This is a genomic window from Candidatus Poriferisodalis sp., assembly GCF_965219595.1.
Taxonomy (GTDB): domain Bacteria; phylum Actinomycetota; class Acidimicrobiia; order Acidimicrobiales; family Poriferisodalaceae; genus Poriferisodalis.
Window position 1 is genome coordinate 2415057 of the sequence record NZ_OZ244781.1, and the last position, 17924, is coordinate 2432980.

A 17924-nucleotide genomic window follows, 5' to 3' on the forward strand; every position below is an offset into this window, starting at 1 on the left:
TGGAGATCCAGCGGTCTGCGGGGCACCGGGAGATGCGCCGATGAGCCGGGTTCTGTCGCATCCGGGGGCCGTCGCCTTGTGGGTCGCGGCGAGCATCGGAGTTGCTGCCGCGCTCGCCTCGCTCTCGGCGAGCGAGCGGAAGCAGCGCAATCGCAGGCGGTTGGCTGCGCTGGGCTGGAGCACCCCGCGCTTGGCCATGCTCACCGCAGCGGTGACCGTCGCTGCCGTCGGAGTCGGGTTCGTCGCCGGCGCGCGACTGCCAGCGCAGGGCGCGTCATCGCCTTCCGCGGCACTGGGGTGGTCGCTGCTCGCCGGCGTGGTGGCGTCGTGGGCGGTACCGGCGGCGATCGCCAGCGCTGTGCTGTCCGGTCATCGTCGCCGGCTCGACGGTGCAGTGCTGCTGTGGCTGCGTCGCATCCGTCTGTTCGTGGCCGCGGGTCGACCCATCAGTGTGGCCGTGCTCGATGCCGCCGAGCGCGTTACCGACCCAGCGTTTGCACCGGCCGCCGGAGCGGTCAATGCTGCGGTGATCGGCGGACGCGATCCGCTCACGGCTGTCGCGGCACAGCTCGCGGACTCGCCGACCGCCTCGTTGCTGCGCACGGTGGATGCCGCCGAGCGCTCCGGCGCCGCTGCGTCGCAGCTGCTCGACCGGGTGCTCGACCGCGTAGTGCGCGCCATCGACGACCGCCGCCGAGAAGCCATCGACCGCCTCAGCCGTTCAGTCGGCGCATCGGCGTCGCTGCTGGCCGTCGTGGCCTCCGCTGTGGTCATGGTCACGATCGTCATGACCCTGCCCTCGGTATGAGGACACCGCCGCTATTCGCCTCCCGAAGTTCTTTTCCCGTCACAACCGCTTGCAGGAGCGAGCAAGGAGCAAACACATGGATTCACCGGTCACCAAGCTGATCTTCATCGCCGCCGCAGTCGCCGCCTCGGTGCTGGTGGTGGCGATTATGTGGACGACACTGGGCAGCAACGCCCCGCAAACAGACGACACGGTCAAGTACGACAAGATCAAGACCAAGACTCTGTGCGAAGCCGTCGACGGCAACTGGACCCAGGGTACGAAGACATGTGCGGCCAAGCCGTAGCCCTGCTCTCGCATCTCACAGGTCTGGCTCTACGACCTACGGAGCGAAGCACATCGGGCGAGTCGATGCCGACCGCTCAGGTGGATTCCGCTCTGCTGTCTGCGGGGCGAATGCTCGTCGGCTTGGCAGCGCGGGTTCATCCGACTCCGGTGTGATGAGTTCGTTATGGACAGCTCGATCTCGATCCTGCGGCTGTTCAGCGCGCTGGCGGTGTTCATGGCGCTGGTGATCTCGTTGTTCGCCGGCCAGGTCGGCGCTGCCGCGGCCCAGGGTGCGGCCGATGCCGCAGCCGTCGCCGTCACCGATCTCGTCCCGCCGAACTGGGACTGCACCCAAGCGAGCCTTCCAGCCGATGCTGCAGCCACCGCGGCGCGGACAGCAGTGGAACGCACGGCGCAGCTTGCCGCCGTGCAGCCCACCGCCGTCGAGGTGCGAGCCGAGGCGACCTGCTCGATCATCGTGTCGGTGCGGGTCGCCTCGCAAGGCTGGCTCGGCTCGCGCAGCGCGCTCGGCGTCGCTTGCCGTCGCCCGCCGTCCGCGGAGGGCACAGCGCTGCGAGCACCGGTGGCGCCGCCGTGCTGAGCGGCGCATGGTTCATCGCTAAGCAGTGGCCGTACTGCGCGGATCGTCGCCATTCGTCTCGAAGGCCGCCAAGCCCAGCGGAGCGCCGTCTGAGTGCACGCGGGAGGCGTTTTCGTGGATGAGAGCGTCGGGATGCTCAGTGTGGTCGCTGTGCTGGTGTTCGGCATCTGGCTGGTGGACTACTCCGGCGATGCCACCCGTGCGTCAGGATCGATCCGGGCGGCAAGCGTCGAAGCGGCGCATTACGCAGCCGGCGCGCTCGCAGCCCCGCCGGGCACTGCCACCGATGCCGAGGTCGACCGGCACGCCGCAGGCATTGCCGAGCGCATCGTCGGCGCCGCGGCCATCGCCGATTGCGACACGGCCGATCAGCGCTTCAGCGCCACCGCCGCCGTCCACCGCCTGCCTTCGACGCCCAATCCCGCCGCCGTCACGGTTGACGTGGCCTGCCCGCTCGCTGTGTCGTCGCTGTTCAGCGACGTCGTCAGCACCCGCGTCGCTGTGCCTGTCCCGCCGGCACCCGCCCCCTAGCCGTGAGCACGACGCGCAGCACGGCCATCGCCCGGCTCGACGCCCTGGCGCTCGACGGCGGCTCGGCAGCATGAGCACGCCGTTCGTCGCGCTGGCGTTGGCAGCGATGTGTGCGCTGTTCAGCGCCGCGGCTGCCGACACAGCGCAGGTCATGGGTCTGCGGAATCATGCCGCCAACGAGGCCCGCCGGGTGGCGATCAGCACGCTCGATTCGTGCGCCGTCAGCAGTGACCCCGGCCGCCGTTGCGCGGTGCCGCCAGGCTGCGCCGCCCCGGCCTGCGGGGTGTGCTGGCGCGGTGACGCCGTCCAGGCCGACATGTCGCTGGACTGGTCGCCCGTGATGCTGCGGGGCCTCGCCCCGGCCCACGGCCGTCACGTGCTCAGCCTCCAAGCACTCGACGTGGCCGACCTGGCCGGAACAGACCTGCCCGCCTGTTCCTGAGGTCGACAAGCGAGATATTGCGCGCCGGGTCGCGGGAGGCCCGCGCTAGGGTGCGGTTCTGACCGTGAAGCGGGTCCGGTGAGGCTCGTACGGACAGGAAGGACCTGCGCGTGGCAGACCGCGAGCGACGCATGACGCCCCCCTACGGGGGCGTTTTCGTTGCCCGGACCACCATTCTCGATTCCAGCGGGGTCCATCGGGCGCTCACCCGTGTCAGCCACGAGATCATCGAGCGGAACGAGGGTCTCGACAACGTCCTCGTGGTGGGCCTGCAGACCGGCGGCGTGCAGATCGCCCTGCGGATCGTGCGGCTCCTGTTCGAGATCGACGGCACCGACGTGCCCTTCGGCACGCTCGACGTGGCGATGCACCGCGACGACATCGGCCTGCGCCCGGTCATGGCCGAAGCCGTCACCGACATCCCCTTCGACCTCGACGGCATGACGGTCGTGCTGGTCGACGACGTGCTCTACACCGGCCGCACCATCCGTGCAGCGCTCGATGCCCTCAACGACTTCGGGCGGCCCAGAGCGGTACAGCTCGCCGTGGTGATCGACCGCGGTCACCGCGAGCTGCCCATCCGCCCCGACTTCGTCGGCAAGAACCTGCCCACCAGCCGTGAAGAGATGGTGGACGTCACGCTCGAGGGCGTGCTGCTGGGGGAGATGCGCAAGTGAGCGGGCACCTGCTGACCCTGGGCGAGCTCGGTACCGAGGGCATCTCCGAGCTGCTGTCGCTCACCGACCGCTTCGTCGAGGTGGGCCGCCGGCCGATCCCTCGGGTGCCCGCCCTGCGGGGCCGCACTGTGGCCACGCTGTTCTTCGAGGAATCCACCCGCACCCGGCTGGCGTTCGAGACCGCCGCCAAGCGGCTGTCGGCCGACGTGCTCAACTTCTCCGCGGCCTCGTCGTCGCTGGCGAAGGGCGAATCGCTGCGAGACACCTTCGAGACCGTCCAGGCCATGGGCATCCATGCCGCCGTAGTGCGCCATCGCAGCGCCGGCGTGCCTGCCCAGCTCGCCCGCTGGGCGGACGATGGCGTGTCAGTGCTCAACGGTGGCGACGGGTGGCATGCCCATCCCACCCAGGGCCTGCAGGACGCCTACACGCTGTGGCGCCACTTCAGCCCGATGGCCGACGGCCAGCCGGGCGCCGAGGCCGCCGATGAACCCACGCTGGCAGGGCTTCGGATCGGCATCGTCGGCGACATCGTCCACAGCCGCGTCGCCCGCAGCGACATCGAGGCCTACACGGCGCTCGGCGCCAGCATCGTGCTGGTCGCACCGCCCACGCTGCTGCCGGCGCAGCCGCGTGACTGGATCGACTGCTGGCTCCCGGCCGACGCAGCCAAGCGCGTCGAGATCTCGCACCGTCTCGACGACGTGCTCGACGAGCTCGATGTGGTGGGGCTGCTGCGCTGCCAGCGCGAGCGCATGGCGGACGGCCTGATCGGGTCGGTGCCCGAGTACGTGGCCCGCTACGGCCTCACCGCCGAACGCGCCCAGCGCCTGCGCTCCGATGCGGTCATCACCCACCCCGGGCCGATGAACCGCGGCATCGAGATCGCAGGTGCGGTGTTGGAAGACCTGGCCGCCAGCCGGGTACTGGTCACCCAGCAGGTGTCGCACGGCGTGGCCGCCCGCATGGCGGTGCTGTTCCGTTTGATCGGATCAGGCACAGCCCTGCCCCATGCAGACGGCCCACCCGATGCCGCGCCCTCAGAGGCGGAGCTAGCGGGCGGAGGCGGTGTCTGAGATGACGGAGCAGCGGTCGCCGGACGCAAGTGAACCGTTGCTTCTGGCAGGCGGCGAGATCGTCGAGCGCACCGGTCGGCGGCATGCAGACATCACCGTGCTGGCCGGCCAGATCGCCTCTGTTGATCCTCCCGGCACGAGCCGCAACGGTTCGGCTCAGGTCATCGATGCGGCGGGTTGCGTGGTCGCCTCCGGACTGGTCGACCTGTTCAGCCGCCTCGGCGAGCCCGGCAACGAGGAGGCCGAGACCGTCGCCACCGCCACCGCGGCCGCCGCGCTCGGCGGCTTCACGGCACTGCTCGCACAGCCCGACACCGACCCGCCGCTCGATCGGCTGGGCCAGCTCGCCGAGCTGCGCCGCAATGCAGCCGGCGGGCACTGCGCCGTCGTCGCCGCTGCCACGATCACCGCCGACCGGGCAGGGGAGCGCCTGTCGCCGATGGCCGAACTGGCCGATGCCGGCGTCCGCTGGTTCACCGATGTGGGGCCGCTGGCCGACACCGGCCTCCTGCGCCGGGCCCTGCAGTACGCCGGGCCGCTGGGCGGGACCGTGTCGGTGCGCCCCGCCACAGCCCATCTCGGCGGCACTGCTGCCATGGCCGAAGGCGCAGTGTCGGCACGCATGGGCCTGGCCGGGGAACCGGCAACTTCCGAAGAGCTGTCAGCCAGCGCCGCGATCGGCGTTGCGCGGCTCACCGGGGGGCGGCTGCACCTCGACCGGATCAGCGCCGCCCGCACGGTCGAACTGGTGCGTGCCGCCAAGGCAGAGGGCATCGACGTGTCCGCGTCGGTTGCCGCCGAACATCTGCTCTTCGTCGATGCCGACGCCGACAGCTACGACACGCTCATGCGAGCCGAGCCGCCCTACCGCACTGCGCTGGACCGGGCGGCGCTCATCGCCGGCGTCAACGACCGCACCATCGATGCGGTGGTCAGCGGTCACTCGCCGGTACCGCCGCAGGCGAAGGACTTGCCCTTCGACGAGGCGCCGCCCGGCGTGGCGGCGCTGGAAACCTGCGCTGCATTGGTCCTGGGCCACCCAGATATCAGTGTCGAAACCGCGTTGGACGCGCTCGCTTGGCGACCTGCCGAACTGGCAAGCGCCACCCACCTCGGCGGCGGGGCGATCGAGCCCGGCCAGCCGGCGAACCTCGTGGTCTTCGACCTCGACCGACCCTGGACGTTGGCCGAGCGCGGCTCGGTCTCGATGGCTCGCAACACACCGCATCGCCGCCGCGAGCTGGGCGCGATGGCGATGACAACGGTCGTTGGCGGTCACTTGGTGGTGGCCGACGGTGCGCTGTGCGGCACTGCCGGTACCGTCGCTGCGCTCTCCGCAGGAAACACCCGATGACCCCAGCCGCTGACAACCCCGCCGCGCCCACTGCTGGTGCACTCTTGCTCACCGACGGCACCATCTTCGAGGGCGAGATGATCGGCGCGCCCCTGGGCCCCTCCGGCGGCATCGCGTCGGGCGAGGTCGTGTTCAACACCGTGATGACCGGCTACCAGGAGGTCATCACCGACCCCTCCTACGCAGGCCAGATCATCGCGTTCACCTACCCGCACATCGGCAACTACGGCACCACCACCGCCGATGCCGAGTCTCGCCGACCGTTCTGCCGGGGTGTCGTCATCCGCGACCTGGCCCGTCGCCGCTCCAACTGGCGCGCCGACAGCGATCTCGACGCCTATCTTGCCCGCCACCGCGTGGCCGGCATCGCAGGCGTGGACACTCGCCGTCTGACACGCCATGTGCGCGACCACGGCGCCATGCCCGGCGCATTCGGACCCGCCCCCGACGATGAGGCGCTCGAACGCCTCACGGCTGCGGCCACCGCCGAGCCCGGCACCGCCGATGTCGATCTCGTCGGCGAGGTCACCACTGCCGAGCCCTACACCGCCGGCGACGGGCCGTGGCGTGTCGTGGCCTACGACCTGGGCATCAAGCGCGCCATCGCCGCCAACCTCGGGCGCATTGCCACCGTCGAGGTCGTCCCGGCGCACACCACCGCAGACGAGGTGCTCGCCCGCGAACCCCACGGGGTGTTCCTCTCCAACGGTCCGGGCGACCCCGAGATGGCCGGCAGCGTCACCGATGCGCTCGGCGCGCTGCTCGACCGGGTGCCGATCTTCGGCATTTGCCTCGGCCAGCAGGTGCTCGGCCTCGCGCTGGGCGGCCGCTCCTACAAGCTGCCCTTCGGGCATCACGGGGGCAACGTGCCGGTACGCGAGCAGGCCACGGGCCGCGTCGAGATCACCAGCCAGAACCACAACTTCGCCATCGAATCCGGCTCGGTGCCCGGCGTCGACGAGACGCACGTGTGCCTGAACGATGGATCGCTGGAGGGCTTCGCGTGCCGCGACCTGCCCGCGTTCGCGGTGCAGTACCACCCCGAGGCCAGCCCCGGTCCGCACGACTCGCGCTATCTCTTCGACCGGTTCGCCGACCTCATGTCGTCGTTCTGGGGCGGAACCCCCAACGGCGCCGGCCTCGGCGCCGGCGGCAGTCACGAGAAGGCTCGCTGATGCCGCGCCGCGACGACATCAGCTCAATCCTCATCATCGGCTCGGGGCCCATCGTGATCGGCCAGGCCTGCGAGTTCGACTACTCGGGCACGCAGGCCTGCCGGGTGCTGCGCGAACAGGGCTACCGGGTGGTCCTGGCCAACTCGAACCCGGCCACGATCATGACCGACCCCGAGTTCGCCGATGCCACCTATGTCGAGCCGCTCGACGCCGCCGTGCTCGAGGCGATCATCGCCCGCGAACGCCCGGATGCGCTGCTGCCCACGCTCGGTGGCCAGACAGCGCTGAACCTCGCCACCGAGCTCTCCAACAGCGGCGTGCTCGACCGTTACGGCGTCGAGATGATCGGCGCGTCCGAACAGGCCATCAACACCGCGGAGGACCGCGACCGCTTCCGCCAGGCCATGACCGAGATCGGCCTGCGCTGCGCTCGCTCTGCCATCGCTCACTCCATGGAGGAGGCCCGTCGGGCGATCGACGAGATCGGCCTGCCGGTCATCATCCGTCCCGCCTACATCCTGGGCGGGGAGGGCACCGGCTTCGCCACCACTGCCGCCGAGTTCGAAACCGCCGCAGCCGCAGGCCTCGACGCCAGCCCGATCAGCGAGATCCTCATCGAGCAGTCGGTGAAGGGCTGGAAGGAATTCGAGCTCGAAGTGATGCGCGACCGCGCCGACAACTGCGTGGTGATCTGCTCCATCGAGAACTTCGACGCGATGGGCGTGCACACCGGCGACTCGATCACGGTCGCCCCCACCCAGACCCTGTCCGACGTGGAGTACCAGCAGATGCGCGATGCGGCCTTCGCCTGCATCCGCCGCATCGGCGTCGAGACCGGCGGCTCGAACGTGCAGTTCGCAGTGAACCCCGCCAACGGCGAGCAGATCATCATCGAAATGAACCCGCGGGTCAGCCGCAGCTCCGCCCTGGCGTCGAAGGCGACCGGCTTCCCGATCGCCAAGATCGCCGCCCGACTCGCCGTCGGTTACACGCTGGATGAGATCACCAACGACATCACCGGCGAGACGCCCGCCAGCTTCGAGCCGACCATCGACTACGTGGTCACCAAGATCCCCCGCTGGGCCTTCGAGAAGCTGCCCGGAGCCGCGCCGGTGCTCGGACCGCAGATGCAATCGGTCGGCGAGGTGATGGCCATCGGCCGCACTTTCCCCGAGAGCCTGCAGAAGGCTCTGCGCAGCTTGGAGCAGGGCCGCTTCGGCCTGAATGCCGACGCAGGCGAAACGCAGTATGCCGAGCGCCCGACGGCCGAGCTGCTCGACGCGATCGCCACCCCCACGCCCGAACGGGTTTTCGAGATGGGAGAGCTGCTGCGCAGGGGCGTCGACCCCGATGAGATCAGCGCCATCACCGGCGTGGACCCGTGGTTCGTCGACCAGATGCTCGTCATCATCGACGAACGGGCTGCGCTGGAGGCGGTCGGCAGCCCCAGCAAGCTCGACCGCCGCTCGTGGCGCCGCGCCAAGCAGCTCGGCTTCGCCGATGCACAGCTCGCATGGCTCTGGAGCGCGAGCGAGGCCGACGTCCGCGCAGCCCGCCTCGAAGCGGGCGTGCGTGCCACGTTCAAGACCGTGGACACGTGCGCCGCCGAGTTCGATGCCCGCACGCCGTACCACTACTCCACCTACGAGGACGAGGACGAGATCCGCCCCGGCACCCGCCCCCGCATGATCATCCTGGGCTCGGGACCCAACCGCATCGGCCAGGGCATCGAGTTCGACTACTGCTGCGTGCATGCCAGCTTCGCCCTGCGCGAGGCCGGCTACGAAACCGTGATGGTCAACTGCAACCCCGAGACGGTCTCCACCGACTACGACACCTCGGACCGCCTGTACTTCGAGCCGCTCACTACCGAAGACGTCCTCAACATCATCGATGCCGAGGATCCGGTCGGCGTCATCGTGAGCCTCGGCGGCCAGACGCCGCTCAAGCTGGCGTCGGAGCTGCCCGCCGGGCTGGTGTGCGGCACGCCCGCCGACTCCATCGATCTGGCCGAAGACCGCGAGCGCTGGAACGCGCTGTGCGCCGCGCTTGCCATCCCACAGCCGCCCGGCGGCACCGCAGCCGGGCCGGCCGAGGCAGCCGCGATCTGCGACGACATCGGCTTTCCCGCTCTCGTGCGCCCCAGCTACGTGCTCGGGGGCAGGGCCATGACCGTGGTGTACGACCACGAAGAGCTGGCCGCCACCATGGCCGAGCTGGCGCAGTTCTCTTCGCTGGGCCGCGAAGGCGGCCTGTCGGCCGAACGGCCCGTGCTCGTGGATCGCTTCCTCGAAGACGCCATCGAGGTCGATGTCGACTCGCTGCGCGACCGCACCGGTGCGTGGATGCTCGGCGGGATCATGGAGCATGTCGAGCAGGCCGGCGTGCACTCAGGCGACAGCGCGTGCGCCATCCCGCCGCCGAGCCTCAGCGCCGAGACCCAGCAGACGATCGTGACCTACACCCAGCGCCTGGCCGATTCGCTCGGCGTGGTGGGGCTGCTAAATGTGCAGTTCGCCGTCAAGGCCGGCGAGGTGTTCGTGATCGAGGCCAACCCACGGGCGTCGCGCACGGTCCCGTTCGTCGCGAAGGCCACCGGGGTGTCGCTCGCCAAGGCGGCTTCGCGGGTGATGGCGGGCGAGACGCTCGACGAGCTCGTCGCAGACGGGATGCTGCCCGGCTGGTCACGCAACGGCCAGCTGCCATCCGATGGGCCAACGGTGCCGCGCCATGTCGCCGTGAAAGAAGCCGTGCTGCCCTTCGGCCGGTTTCCCTCGGTGGACACCGTGCTCGGCCCGGAGATGCGCTCGACCGGCGAGGTCATGGGCATCGACGCGACCTTCGGGCTGGCGTTCGCCAAGAGCCAGATCGCCGCGGGCGACGCGCTCCCGTCCGGCGGCACGGTGCTGCTCACGCTGGCCGACCGCGACAAGCCCGAGGGGCTCGAAGCGGCCCGCGTGCTCTCCGAGCTCGGCTTCGACATCGCCGCGACGGCCGGCACGGCCGATTACCTGCGACGCAACGGCGTTGCGGTCGCGACCGAGGTGGCGAAGCTGTCGGTGCACGGCCACGAGACCTCGCCCGGCGAGGACTCGGTGCAGCTCATCGCTGCGGGTCGCATCCAGTTGGTGGTCAACACGCCGAGAGGTCGAGGGGCGCAGATCGACGGCCGCCACATCAGGGCGGCGGCACGCACACATCACGTTCCGTGCCTGACCACCGTGGCCGCGGCCCGCGCTGCAGCGATGGGCCTGCGCGAGTGGCTCGCCAGCGACTTGCAGGTGCGGCCGCTGCAGGAATTCCACGCAGAACTCGATGCGTCGATGCGACGCGAGCATGCCTGAGTCACTGCCCCGGGCCATCCGGGGCGGAGGCGTCGACATGGCAGTGCGGATCGGCAGCGTGGAGCTGCCCAACCCGGTCATGACGGCGTCCGGCACTGCCGGCTACAGCAACGAACTCGGCTCGTACCTCGACCTGGCATCGCTCGGGGCGATCGTGACGAAGTCGCTCTCGCCGTTTCCTTGGGCGGGCAACCCGGCGCCGCGGGTAGTGGGCACCGCGGCGGGGATGCTCAACGCGGTCGGGCTGCAGAATCCGGGAGTCGCCGAATGGGTCGAGCACGATCTGCCGCGCATGGCCCGCACGGGCGCCAGGGTGGTGGCCAGCATCTGGGGCCGCTCAGTCGCCGACTACGCAGCGGCCGCAGCGGCGCTCGCGGGTGCCGGGCTCACAGCGCTGGAGGTGAATGTCAGCTGCCCGAACCTCGAAGGGCGCGGCCAGATGTTCGCCTGCGATCCGTCGGCCACGGCCGATGCCGTCAGCGCTTCAACTGCTGCGGGCGTGCCCGTGTGGGCAAAGCTCACGCCCAACGTCACCGATCTCGTCGAGATCGCCGAAGCGGCCTTGGGCGCGGGTGCCGAGGCCCTCACGCTCATCAACACCGTCTTCGGGATGTCGATTGACCCGGCCACCGCGCGGCCCACGCTCGGCATCGGCGGCGGCGGGCTGTCGGGTCCGGCCATCCGCCCGGTTGCGGTGAGGGCCATCTACGACGTCCGTGCTGCGCTCGGCGGCGTGCCGATCGTGGGCGTTGGCGGGGTGGCCAGGGGGGAACACGCAGTGGAACTCATGGCTGCCGGCGCCTGTGCGATCCAGGTCGGAACCGCGTCGTTCTGGGATCCGCGGGCGCCGCGCAGTGTGCTCAACGAGCTGCGGCGCTGGTGCGAACGGCACGGTGCCCGCTCGGCTGCCGAACTGACAGGGCGCGCCCACCGGACGGCAACCGACACAGGGGAGACGACGTGAACCCGCAAACGGCCACTGCAACGGCATCGGTGCTCGGGCGAGTCCCGGCGCGTGATCGCTTGGCTCTCGCGCTCGATGTACCGGATCGCAGCGCTGCCATGGCGCTCGTGGAGCGCTTCGGGGCTGACTTCGGCGTCATGAAGGTCGGTCTTGAGCTGTTCCTCGCCGAGGGTCCCAGGATCGTGCGTGACATCGTGTCGGCGGGCAGCCGCGTGTTCTTGGACCTCAAGCTCCACGACATACCGAACACGGTGGAGCACGCTGCTCGTTGCGCAGGCGAGCTGGGCGTCTGGCTGCTCACCCTGCACACCCAGGGTGGGCCGGACATGCTGGCCGCGGGTGCCCGTGGCCTGAGCGACGGTGCGGCCACCGCACGCCGCGGCACTGCTGATGCAGGCTCGACTGCTGCTGGCGCGGACCCGAGTGCCGAAGTGCCGATCGCACTGGGCGTCACCGTGCTCACCTCAGACGCAGACGCCCCATCGGAGGTGCTGACGAGCCGCGCACGGCTGGCCGAGCGAGCCGGCTGCGGCGGCGTCGTCTGCGCCGCACCCGATCTTCTTGTCGTGACCAACACGGTGCCAGGGATGCTCCGGGTGGTCCCAGGCATTCGCCCTGCCGGGGCGCCGTCGGCCGATCAACGCCGCGTCGCCACACCGGCGTCGGCACTGACGGCAGGCGCCGATGTGCTCGTCATCGGCCGAGCGGTTACCGCAGCGCCCGATCCGGACGCTGCAGCGGCAGCCATCGTCGCCGAGGTCGCTGCCGCCCTGGGCTCGCCGTAAGCGGCGTCGATGAGCCCGGTGTCCCTAGGGCCTATCTGGGGCATAGCTACACTGCACCTCAATGAGTCCGCTGCCTGAACTGAGTGACGAGCAGCGTGCCGAGGCGCTGGCCAAGGCCAAGGAGGCCCGCGAGGTCCGCGCAAACGTCAAGCACCGGTTGAAGATGGGCCTGCTCACCTTCGACGAGTTGCTGGCCGAAGCCGACTCTGTCGAGAACGTCGGCAAGCTCAAGGCACTCGCTGCCTTGGAGTCGATGCCCGGTCTCGGCAAGGTCAAGGCCCGCCGACTGATGGCTGAGATTGGCATCGCCGACAACCGGCGACTGCGGGGTCTCGGCGAGACGCAGCGGCGCCGTTTGAGCGAGCATTTCGCACAGGGCTAAGCCTCTGAGGCGCGTGAAGACAGTCGCATGACCGACCCGGCGCCCAACGGCGCTGCGAGTCGTGGCGCGCCTGGGCGCGCACCGGGTGACAGCGCGCCTGGGCGCGCACCGGGTGACAGCGCGCCCTGGGGCGTCACGCTGTACGTGGTGTGCGGGCCGGGCGGCGCCGGCAAGGGCACGATCGTGGCCGAGCTGGTGGCGCAGGATCCCACGCTGCTGCTGAGCCGATCCTGGACAACCCGTCCTCGCCGGGTGGGGGAGCCGGCCGAGGCCTACACGTTCGTGACGGCCGAGGAGTTCGATGCACGCATCTCAGCAGGCGGGTTCCTGGAGTGGGCCGACTTCTTCGAATACCGCTACGGCACCCCGATGCCGCCGCCCGATCTCGACCGCGATCTGGTGCTCGAAATCGACGTTCAGGGCGCTGTGTCGGTGCGCAACCGTGATCCTGCCGCCCTGGTGATCATGGTGCTGCCGCCGAGCCGCGCCGAGCAGGAGCGACGCATGCGCCGCCGGGGCGACCCCGATGCAGACGTGGCACGCCGGCTCGCCAAGGCCGACGAGGAGCTGCCTGTCGGCTACCGGATGGCTGATCTGATCGTCGTGAACCGGGACATATCGAGCACGGTGTCGGAGATCGCGGCGTTCGTGGAGCGCACCCGGTCCCGCCGGTAGCCTGCGTGTCGCGATGACTGAGTCAACCGACACCATGATCACCCCAGGGCTCGAAGACCTGCTCTCCAAGGTCGACTCGAAGTTCACGCTGGTGAGCCTCGCTGCCATGCGCTCGCGGCAGATCAACTCGTACTACAACCAGCTCGACGGTGGCATCGGCTCAGTTGTGCCCCCGCAGGTTGCCTCGGTTGCCCGCAAGCCCTTGTCGATCGCATTCGAGGAGATCGACGCCGACAAGATCACGTTCGAGCGGTTCGACCCCGAGGAGCGAGCACGGCTGGAGGCCGAAGCGCTTGCCGCGGCGGAGGCTGACGCAGCCATGCTCGAAGTGGTTCCCGACCTCGAGGCCTGATTTGCCTGACGCTGCGGCGTCTCCGTTCGCCGGGCGCCGCGTGGTGCTCGGCGTCAGCGGTGGCATCGCTGCGTACAAAGCAGTGATCCTGTGCCGACTCATGATGGACGCCGGCGCGCACGTCGTGCCGGTGATGACCGCAGCCGCACAGCGTTTCGTCGGCAGGGCCACCTTCGACGCCCTCGCCAGCGAGCGGGTGCAGACGTCGATCTTCGGCGAGGACGACCCGATCCCGCACACCACGCTGGGCCAGACGGCCGATGTGGTGGTCGTGGCGCCCGCCACGGCGCGTGTCATCGGCAGCTACGCGGCGGGCATCTCCGACGGTTTGCTCACCGCCGCGCTGCTCGCTACGCGGGCACCGGTGGTGGTCTGCCCTGCCATGCACACCGAGATGTGGGAGCACCCTGCCGTGCAGCACAACATCGAGGTGCTCACCGGCCGGGGCGTGCACATGGTGGTGCCTGAGGCCGGCCGTCTCGCCGGCGGTGACATCGGCACAGGCCGCCTTGCCGAGCCGGCCACGATCTTCGAAGCCGTCAGCGAGGTGTTCGCTGCGTTGCCCGAACGAGACCCTGCCCACGAGCCGGCGCCGGCTCGCCGCGACTTCGTCGGCGTGCGCGTGACGGTCACCGCAGGCGGCACCCGCGAGGCCATCGACCCGGTTCGCTTCATCGGCAACCGGTCGTCGGGCAAGCAGGGCTACGCCATCGCCACTGCCGCTCGCGACCGCGGCGCGGAGGTGACGCTGGTGACGAGCGCCCCGCTCCCTCCGCCTGAGGGCGTGCGAGAGGTTCGGGTGGAGTCGGCAGCCGAGATGGAGGCCGCCACCGGGGAGCATGCAGACGCCGACGTGGTCATCATGGCGGCTGCGGTGGCCGATTTCCGGCCTGCCGAGGTTGCGCCGCAGAAGATCAAGAAGGGCAACCCCGCCGAGCGTGCCGAGGCGCCGGTCATCGTGCTCGAGCACACCCACGACATCCTCGCCGGCCTCGGGGCCGCAAAACCGCCGGGCCAGGTGCTGGTCGGCTTCGCTGCCGAGACCGCTGATGTGCTCGACAATGCTGTCGCGAAGCTGGCTCGCAAGAACCTCGATGTCATGGTGGCCAACGACGTCTCGGCAGCCGGCGCTGGCTTCGCGCACGACACCAACATCGTGACCATCCTGCTGGCCGACGGCACCGTGCGCCCGCTGCCGATCTGCTCCAAGCGCGAAGTCGCCGACGCCGTCCTCGACACCGTCGCCGAGTTGCGCCAGTAGTTCTCTGCGCCTGCGCACGCTCTGCTGCGTCGCGACCTCGTTCGTCTAGCCTTGCCGCGCTGCTCGGAGTACCGGTAGCGACAGGCCCAGACGACCGACAGAACATGACCGAATCGGGAGCCACGGTGAACCAGTGGACTTTCACCTCAGAATCGGTGACCGAGGGCCATCCCGACAAGATGGCCGACCAGATCTCCGACGCCATCCTCGACTCGCTGATCGCCGAGGACCGCCACGCCCGGGTGGCGGTAGAGACGCTGGTCACGACCGGACTGGTCGTCGTGGCGGGCGAGGTGTCTACCGAGGCCTACGTGGACATCCCGCGGGTGGTGCGCAACACGATCACCGGCATCGGGTACGACCATGGCGAACTCGGCTTCGATGGCAACACGTGCGGCGTGATGATCGCTCTCGACGAGCAGTCCCCAGAGATCACTCAGGGAGTCTTCGGAAGCAGCGAAGCAGCCGCGCACGAAGACAACATCCCTGATCAAGGCGCCGGCGACCAGGGGATGATGTTTGGCTACGCCTGCCGCGAAACCGATGCGCTCATGCCGCTGCCGATCTATGTGGCTCATCGCATGGCCGAGCAGCTCACCGAGGCGCGCCGCTCAGGCTGCATTCCCTACCTGCGCCCCGACGGCAAGACCCAGGTGAGCTTCGAGTACCGCGACGGCGAGCCGGTCGCGCTCCGCACGGTCGTCGTCTCCGCCCAGCACCGCGAGGGGATCGAGATCGAGGGCATGATGCGCCCCGACCTGCTCGAGCACGTCATCGGCTCCACGTTGCCTGCCGCCTTCGCCGACGACGACTTCGAACTGCTCGTGAACCCGTCCGGCAGCTTCGTCAGCGGCGGGCCGGTCGCCGACGCCGGCCTCACCGGGCGCAAGATCATCGTCGACACCTACGGCGGTTACGCCCGTCATGGCGGCGGCGCATTCAGCGGCAAGGATCCGTCAAAGGTCGACCGTTCGGCGGCGTACGGCGCACGCTGGGTCGCGAAGAACCTCGTGGCCGCCGGGGCGGCAGACCGCTGCGAGATGCAAGTGGCCTATGCCATCGGGCGTGCAGACCCGGTCTCGGTGCTTGTGGAGACGTTCGGAACCGCCCATGCCGATCCGGAGGCCATCTCGGCGGCAGTGGCCGAGGTGTTCGACCTGCGGCCGGCGGCGCTGCTGGCCGACTTGAATCTGCGCCAGCCGATCTACCAGACCACGGCCGCCTACGGCCACTTCGGCCGTGTGCCCAATGGCGACACCTTCCCCTGGGAGCAGCTCAACCGCGTCGACGATCTCAAGTCCGCCCTGGGCCTGTAAGAAGCCGCCCGGGGCAGACTGCGGCGATGCAGCGGGCGGTGCAGGTGCTGGTTGACGAGCCAGCCATCGACCGCGAGTTCACCTACCTGCTGCCGCCGGAGCTGGTCTCAGGTCGTGTGCCGGTCACCGTCGGCACGATTGTGCGGGTGGTGCTCAACCGCCGTCGCCTGCGCGGTTGGGTCACCGGGCTGGACGCGACAATTCCTGGCGGTCGGGAACTGGCGCCGGTCAGCAGCGTCGTCGGCGTCGGACCGCCGCCGCATGTAGTCGAGCTGGCGAGATGGGCAGCGTGGCGTTGGGCCGGCACTCAGGTTCACTTCTTGCGCACCGCGAGCCCGGATCGTGTCGTCAAGGGTCTGCCGGCGGGCCGTCCGGTGAGTCTGCCGAACGTCGTGTCCGATGAGGGGGCCGACACTCCCGAATGGGTCAGAGACGCGTTCGCTGAGGCCGCCCCTGCGTCAGCCGGTGGCGGGTTGCCGGCCGTGGTGCGTCTCGGTCCGTGCGCCGACGAATGGCCGCTGGTCGTCGAGGCGTTGCGTCACGGCCGCACGCTCGTGCTCGTGCCCACTGCGGCGTGGGCGGCCAGGCTCGCAGGCAGGTTGCGTCAGATAGGCGTGTCGACTGCGTTCGCTCCACGCGACTGGGCGGGGGCAGCGTCGGCACATGTGCTCGTGGGGACCCGCGCCGGGGCATGGGCCCCGTGCGGCCGGCTCGATGCGGTCGTTGTGCTTGACGAACACGACCAGACGTATCAAGAGGAGGCTGCGCCCACGTGGAATGCCCGTGATGTGGCGATTGAGCGGGCACGTCGCGACGGCGCCCGCTGCTTGCTGGTGGGGCCGTTGCCCTCGCCCGATGCGGTTGTCCTCGCTGGACCTACGGCATCAGATTCTGGGCCGGCGGTCATCACGGCGCCGCGGACTTCAACGAGCGAAGCATGGCCCCGAGTGCAGATTGCAGACCGGCGCCAAGACGACCCAGCGACGGGGGAGTGGTGCGGCGAAGCTCTCGCCGAGCTGCTGCGCAGCGACGGCACGGTGGTGTGCGTACTGAACCGCACCGGTCGGGCACGTCTCGCCTATTGCGCCTCGTGCGGCGAGTTGGCGCGCTCGCGCACGAGCGGCCGTGCCATGCGGCTGGAGAAGCAGCAGTTCACCGACCCCGACAGCGGTGACATCCGCCCTGCCGTGTGCGAATTCTGCGGAGCGACGAAGTTCCGGCGTGCTCGGGTCGGGGTGAAGGGTGTCGCCGAGGAGATGGAGCGCTTGGCTCGCCGCCCTGTCATCCAGGTGGTCGGTGGTGCAGCGCCGGACGCAGCCAGCTCCAGCAGCGGCTCTAGGGCTGCTGACGATGACGCCCAGCCACCGCGCCGTCGTCGGCAATCGCGGCCACAGTCGAGGCAGCCAGCGCTTTACATCGGTACCGAGGCAGTGTTTCACCGGGTGCCGTCGGCAGACGCAGTCGCGTTCGTCGACTTCGACCAGGAACTCACGGCGCCCCGCTACCGGGCCGGTGAAGAGGCCTTCGCACTGCTCGTGCGTGCGGCACGTTTGGTGGGCCCGCGTTCGGGCGGCGGCAGCGTCTTGGTGCAGACGCGGCTGCCTGATCATCCGGTCCTGGCGGCGGCAACCGAGGCCGATCCCAGCGATTGGCTGCGAGCCGAGATGGAGCGTCGTCCGGCGATGCGCCAGCCGCCCGCTGCAGCGTGGGCGCTGGTGTCCGGCGCCGCGGCGCCGGGCTACGTCGAGAATCTGTCAGCAGGCCTGCACGCTGCGATGCTCGACATCGCGGGACCCGCTGACGGAACATGGCGCATCTGCAGCGACAACCAGAACGTGCTGTTGGATGCCCTGGCAGCCGCGGAGCGGCCGTCCGGGAGGCTGCGGGTCGCTGTCGATCCGTTGCGAGCCTGAC

At 69.8% G+C, this 17924-nt stretch carries 18 protein-coding genes; all 18 read left to right on the forward strand.

Annotated features, from left to right (window positions below):
• Window positions 1–40 precede the first annotated feature (40 nt).
• A complete protein-coding gene (locus tag ACOQPE_RS10750; protein WP_420608909.1) occupies window positions 41–808 on the forward strand; it encodes a type II secretion system F family protein in 768 nt (255 codons plus the stop codon).
• 76 nt (window positions 809–884) lie between these two features.
• On the forward strand, window positions 885–1094 hold the full coding sequence (locus ACOQPE_RS10755) for a hypothetical protein (protein ID WP_420608910.1): 210 nt from the start codon (window positions 885–887) through the stop codon (window positions 1092–1094).
• 165 nt (window positions 1095–1259) lie between these two features.
• Window positions 1260–1676: a hypothetical protein gene (locus ACOQPE_RS10760; RefSeq protein WP_420608911.1), complete on the forward strand. Its 417-nt coding sequence runs from the start codon at window positions 1260–1262 to the stop codon at window positions 1674–1676.
• Window positions 1677–1790: 114 nt separating this feature from the next.
• Window positions 1791–2207, forward strand: a complete 417-nt coding sequence (locus ACOQPE_RS10765) for a hypothetical protein (RefSeq protein WP_420608912.1) — start codon at window positions 1791–1793, stop codon at window positions 2205–2207.
• A 70-nt stretch (window positions 2208–2277) separates the two neighbouring features.
• Window positions 2278–2649 (forward strand): hypothetical protein, encoded by a 372-nt coding sequence (locus tag ACOQPE_RS10770; RefSeq protein ID WP_420608913.1) that lies wholly within the window; start codon window positions 2278–2280, stop codon window positions 2647–2649.
• 131 nt (window positions 2650–2780) lie between these two features.
• The gene (gene pyrR / locus ACOQPE_RS10775) at window positions 2781–3326 is read left to right on the forward strand and encodes a bifunctional pyr operon transcriptional regulator/uracil phosphoribosyltransferase PyrR (RefSeq protein ID WP_416246650.1); all 546 of its coding nucleotides are present in this window, start codon (window positions 2781–2783) and stop codon (window positions 3324–3326) included.
• A complete protein-coding gene (locus tag ACOQPE_RS10780) occupies window positions 3323–4402 on the forward strand; it encodes an aspartate carbamoyltransferase catalytic subunit (protein WP_420608914.1) in 1080 nt (359 codons plus the stop codon). Before pyrR ends, ACOQPE_RS10780 begins: the two co-directional genes overlap by 4 nt.
• Complete coding sequence (locus tag ACOQPE_RS10785; RefSeq protein ID WP_420608915.1) at window positions 4395–5756, forward strand: dihydroorotase; 1362 nt, start codon at window positions 4395–4397, stop codon at window positions 5754–5756. The genes ACOQPE_RS10780 and ACOQPE_RS10785 overlap by 8 nt, the downstream gene beginning before the upstream one ends.
• Complete coding sequence (carA, locus tag ACOQPE_RS10790; protein WP_420608916.1) at window positions 5753–6931, forward strand: glutamine-hydrolyzing carbamoyl-phosphate synthase small subunit; 1179 nt, start codon at window positions 5753–5755, stop codon at window positions 6929–6931. The genes ACOQPE_RS10785 and carA overlap by 4 nt, the downstream gene beginning before the upstream one ends.
• On the forward strand, window positions 6931–10275 hold the full coding sequence (gene carB, locus ACOQPE_RS10795; RefSeq protein WP_420608917.1) for a carbamoyl-phosphate synthase large subunit: 3345 nt from the start codon (window positions 6931–6933) through the stop codon (window positions 10273–10275). Before carA ends, carB begins: the two co-directional genes overlap by 1 nt.
• A complete protein-coding gene (locus ACOQPE_RS10800; protein WP_420608918.1) occupies window positions 10268–11239 on the forward strand; it encodes a dihydroorotate dehydrogenase in 972 nt (323 codons plus the stop codon). The genes carB and ACOQPE_RS10800 overlap by 8 nt, the downstream gene beginning before the upstream one ends.
• Entirely contained in the window at window positions 11236–12024 is a 789-nt protein-coding gene (gene pyrF, locus ACOQPE_RS10805; protein WP_420608919.1) for an orotidine-5'-phosphate decarboxylase, read from the forward strand. Before ACOQPE_RS10800 ends, pyrF begins: the two co-directional genes overlap by 4 nt.
• A gap of 61 nt (window positions 12025–12085) precedes the next feature.
• Window positions 12086–12406 carry an integration host factor, actinobacterial type gene (gene mihF, locus ACOQPE_RS10810; RefSeq protein WP_420608920.1) on the forward strand — a complete coding sequence of 107 codons (321 nt, stop codon included), beginning with the start codon at window positions 12086–12088 and terminating at the stop codon, window positions 12404–12406.
• 27 nt (window positions 12407–12433) lie between these two features.
• Complete coding sequence (locus ACOQPE_RS10815; RefSeq protein WP_420608921.1) at window positions 12434–13081, forward strand: guanylate kinase; 648 nt, start codon at window positions 12434–12436, stop codon at window positions 13079–13081.
• A gap of 13 nt (window positions 13082–13094) precedes the next feature.
• On the forward strand, window positions 13095–13433 hold the full coding sequence (gene rpoZ / locus ACOQPE_RS10820; protein ID WP_323672173.1) for a DNA-directed RNA polymerase subunit omega: 339 nt from the start codon (window positions 13095–13097) through the stop codon (window positions 13431–13433).
• A 1-nt stretch (window position 13434) separates the two neighbouring features.
• On the forward strand, window positions 13435–14694 hold the full coding sequence (gene coaBC / locus ACOQPE_RS10825) for a bifunctional phosphopantothenoylcysteine decarboxylase/phosphopantothenate--cysteine ligase CoaBC (protein ID WP_420608922.1): 1260 nt from the start codon (window positions 13435–13437) through the stop codon (window positions 14692–14694).
• 104 nt (window positions 14695–14798) lie between these two features.
• Window positions 14799–16010 carry a methionine adenosyltransferase gene (metK, locus tag ACOQPE_RS10830; protein ID WP_420608923.1) on the forward strand — a complete coding sequence of 404 codons (1212 nt, stop codon included), beginning with the start codon at window positions 14799–14801 and terminating at the stop codon, window positions 16008–16010.
• 26 nt (window positions 16011–16036) lie between these two features.
• Window positions 16037–17923 carry a hypothetical protein gene (locus ACOQPE_RS10835; RefSeq protein ID WP_420608924.1) on the forward strand — a complete coding sequence of 629 codons (1887 nt, stop codon included), beginning with the start codon at window positions 16037–16039 and terminating at the stop codon, window positions 17921–17923.
• The last annotated feature ends 1 nt before the right edge of the window (window position 17924 follow it).

Excerpts from the sequence above, each read along its gene's own strand:
- ACOQPE_RS10815 (WP_420608921.1), top strand. The coding sequence starts at position 12,434 with ATGACCGACCCGGCGCCCAACGGCGCTGCGAGTCGTGGCGCGCCTGGG.
- mihF (WP_420608920.1), top strand. The coding sequence starts at position 12,086 with ATGAGTCCGCTGCCTGAACTGAGTGACGAGCAGCGTGCCGAGGCGCTG.
- rpoZ (WP_323672173.1), top strand. The coding sequence starts at position 13,095 with ATGACTGAGTCAACCGACACCATGATCACCCCAGGGCTCGAAGACCTG.
- carA (WP_420608916.1), top strand. The coding sequence starts at position 5,753 with ATGACCCCAGCCGCTGACAACCCCGCCGCGCCCACTGCTGGTGCACTC.
- metK (WP_420608923.1), top strand. The coding sequence starts at position 14,799 with ATGACCGAATCGGGAGCCACGGTGAACCAGTGGACTTTCACCTCAGAA.
- ACOQPE_RS10835 (WP_420608924.1), top strand. The coding sequence starts at position 16,037 with ATGCAGCGGGCGGTGCAGGTGCTGGTTGACGAGCCAGCCATCGACCGC.
- ACOQPE_RS10755 (WP_420608910.1), top strand. The coding sequence starts at position 885 with ATGGATTCACCGGTCACCAAGCTGATCTTCATCGCCGCCGCAGTCGCC.
- ACOQPE_RS10770 (WP_420608913.1), top strand. The coding sequence starts at position 2,278 with ATGAGCACGCCGTTCGTCGCGCTGGCGTTGGCAGCGATGTGTGCGCTG.
- carB (WP_420608917.1), top strand. The coding sequence starts at position 6,931 with ATGCCGCGCCGCGACGACATCAGCTCAATCCTCATCATCGGCTCGGGG.
- pyrR (WP_416246650.1), top strand. The coding sequence starts at position 2,781 with ATGACGCCCCCCTACGGGGGCGTTTTCGTTGCCCGGACCACCATTCTC.
- ACOQPE_RS10750 (WP_420608909.1), top strand. The coding sequence starts at position 41 with ATGAGCCGGGTTCTGTCGCATCCGGGGGCCGTCGCCTTGTGGGTCGCG.
- ACOQPE_RS10800 (WP_420608918.1), top strand. The coding sequence starts at position 10,268 with ATGCCTGAGTCACTGCCCCGGGCCATCCGGGGCGGAGGCGTCGACATG.
- ACOQPE_RS10760 (WP_420608911.1), top strand. The coding sequence starts at position 1,260 with ATGGACAGCTCGATCTCGATCCTGCGGCTGTTCAGCGCGCTGGCGGTG.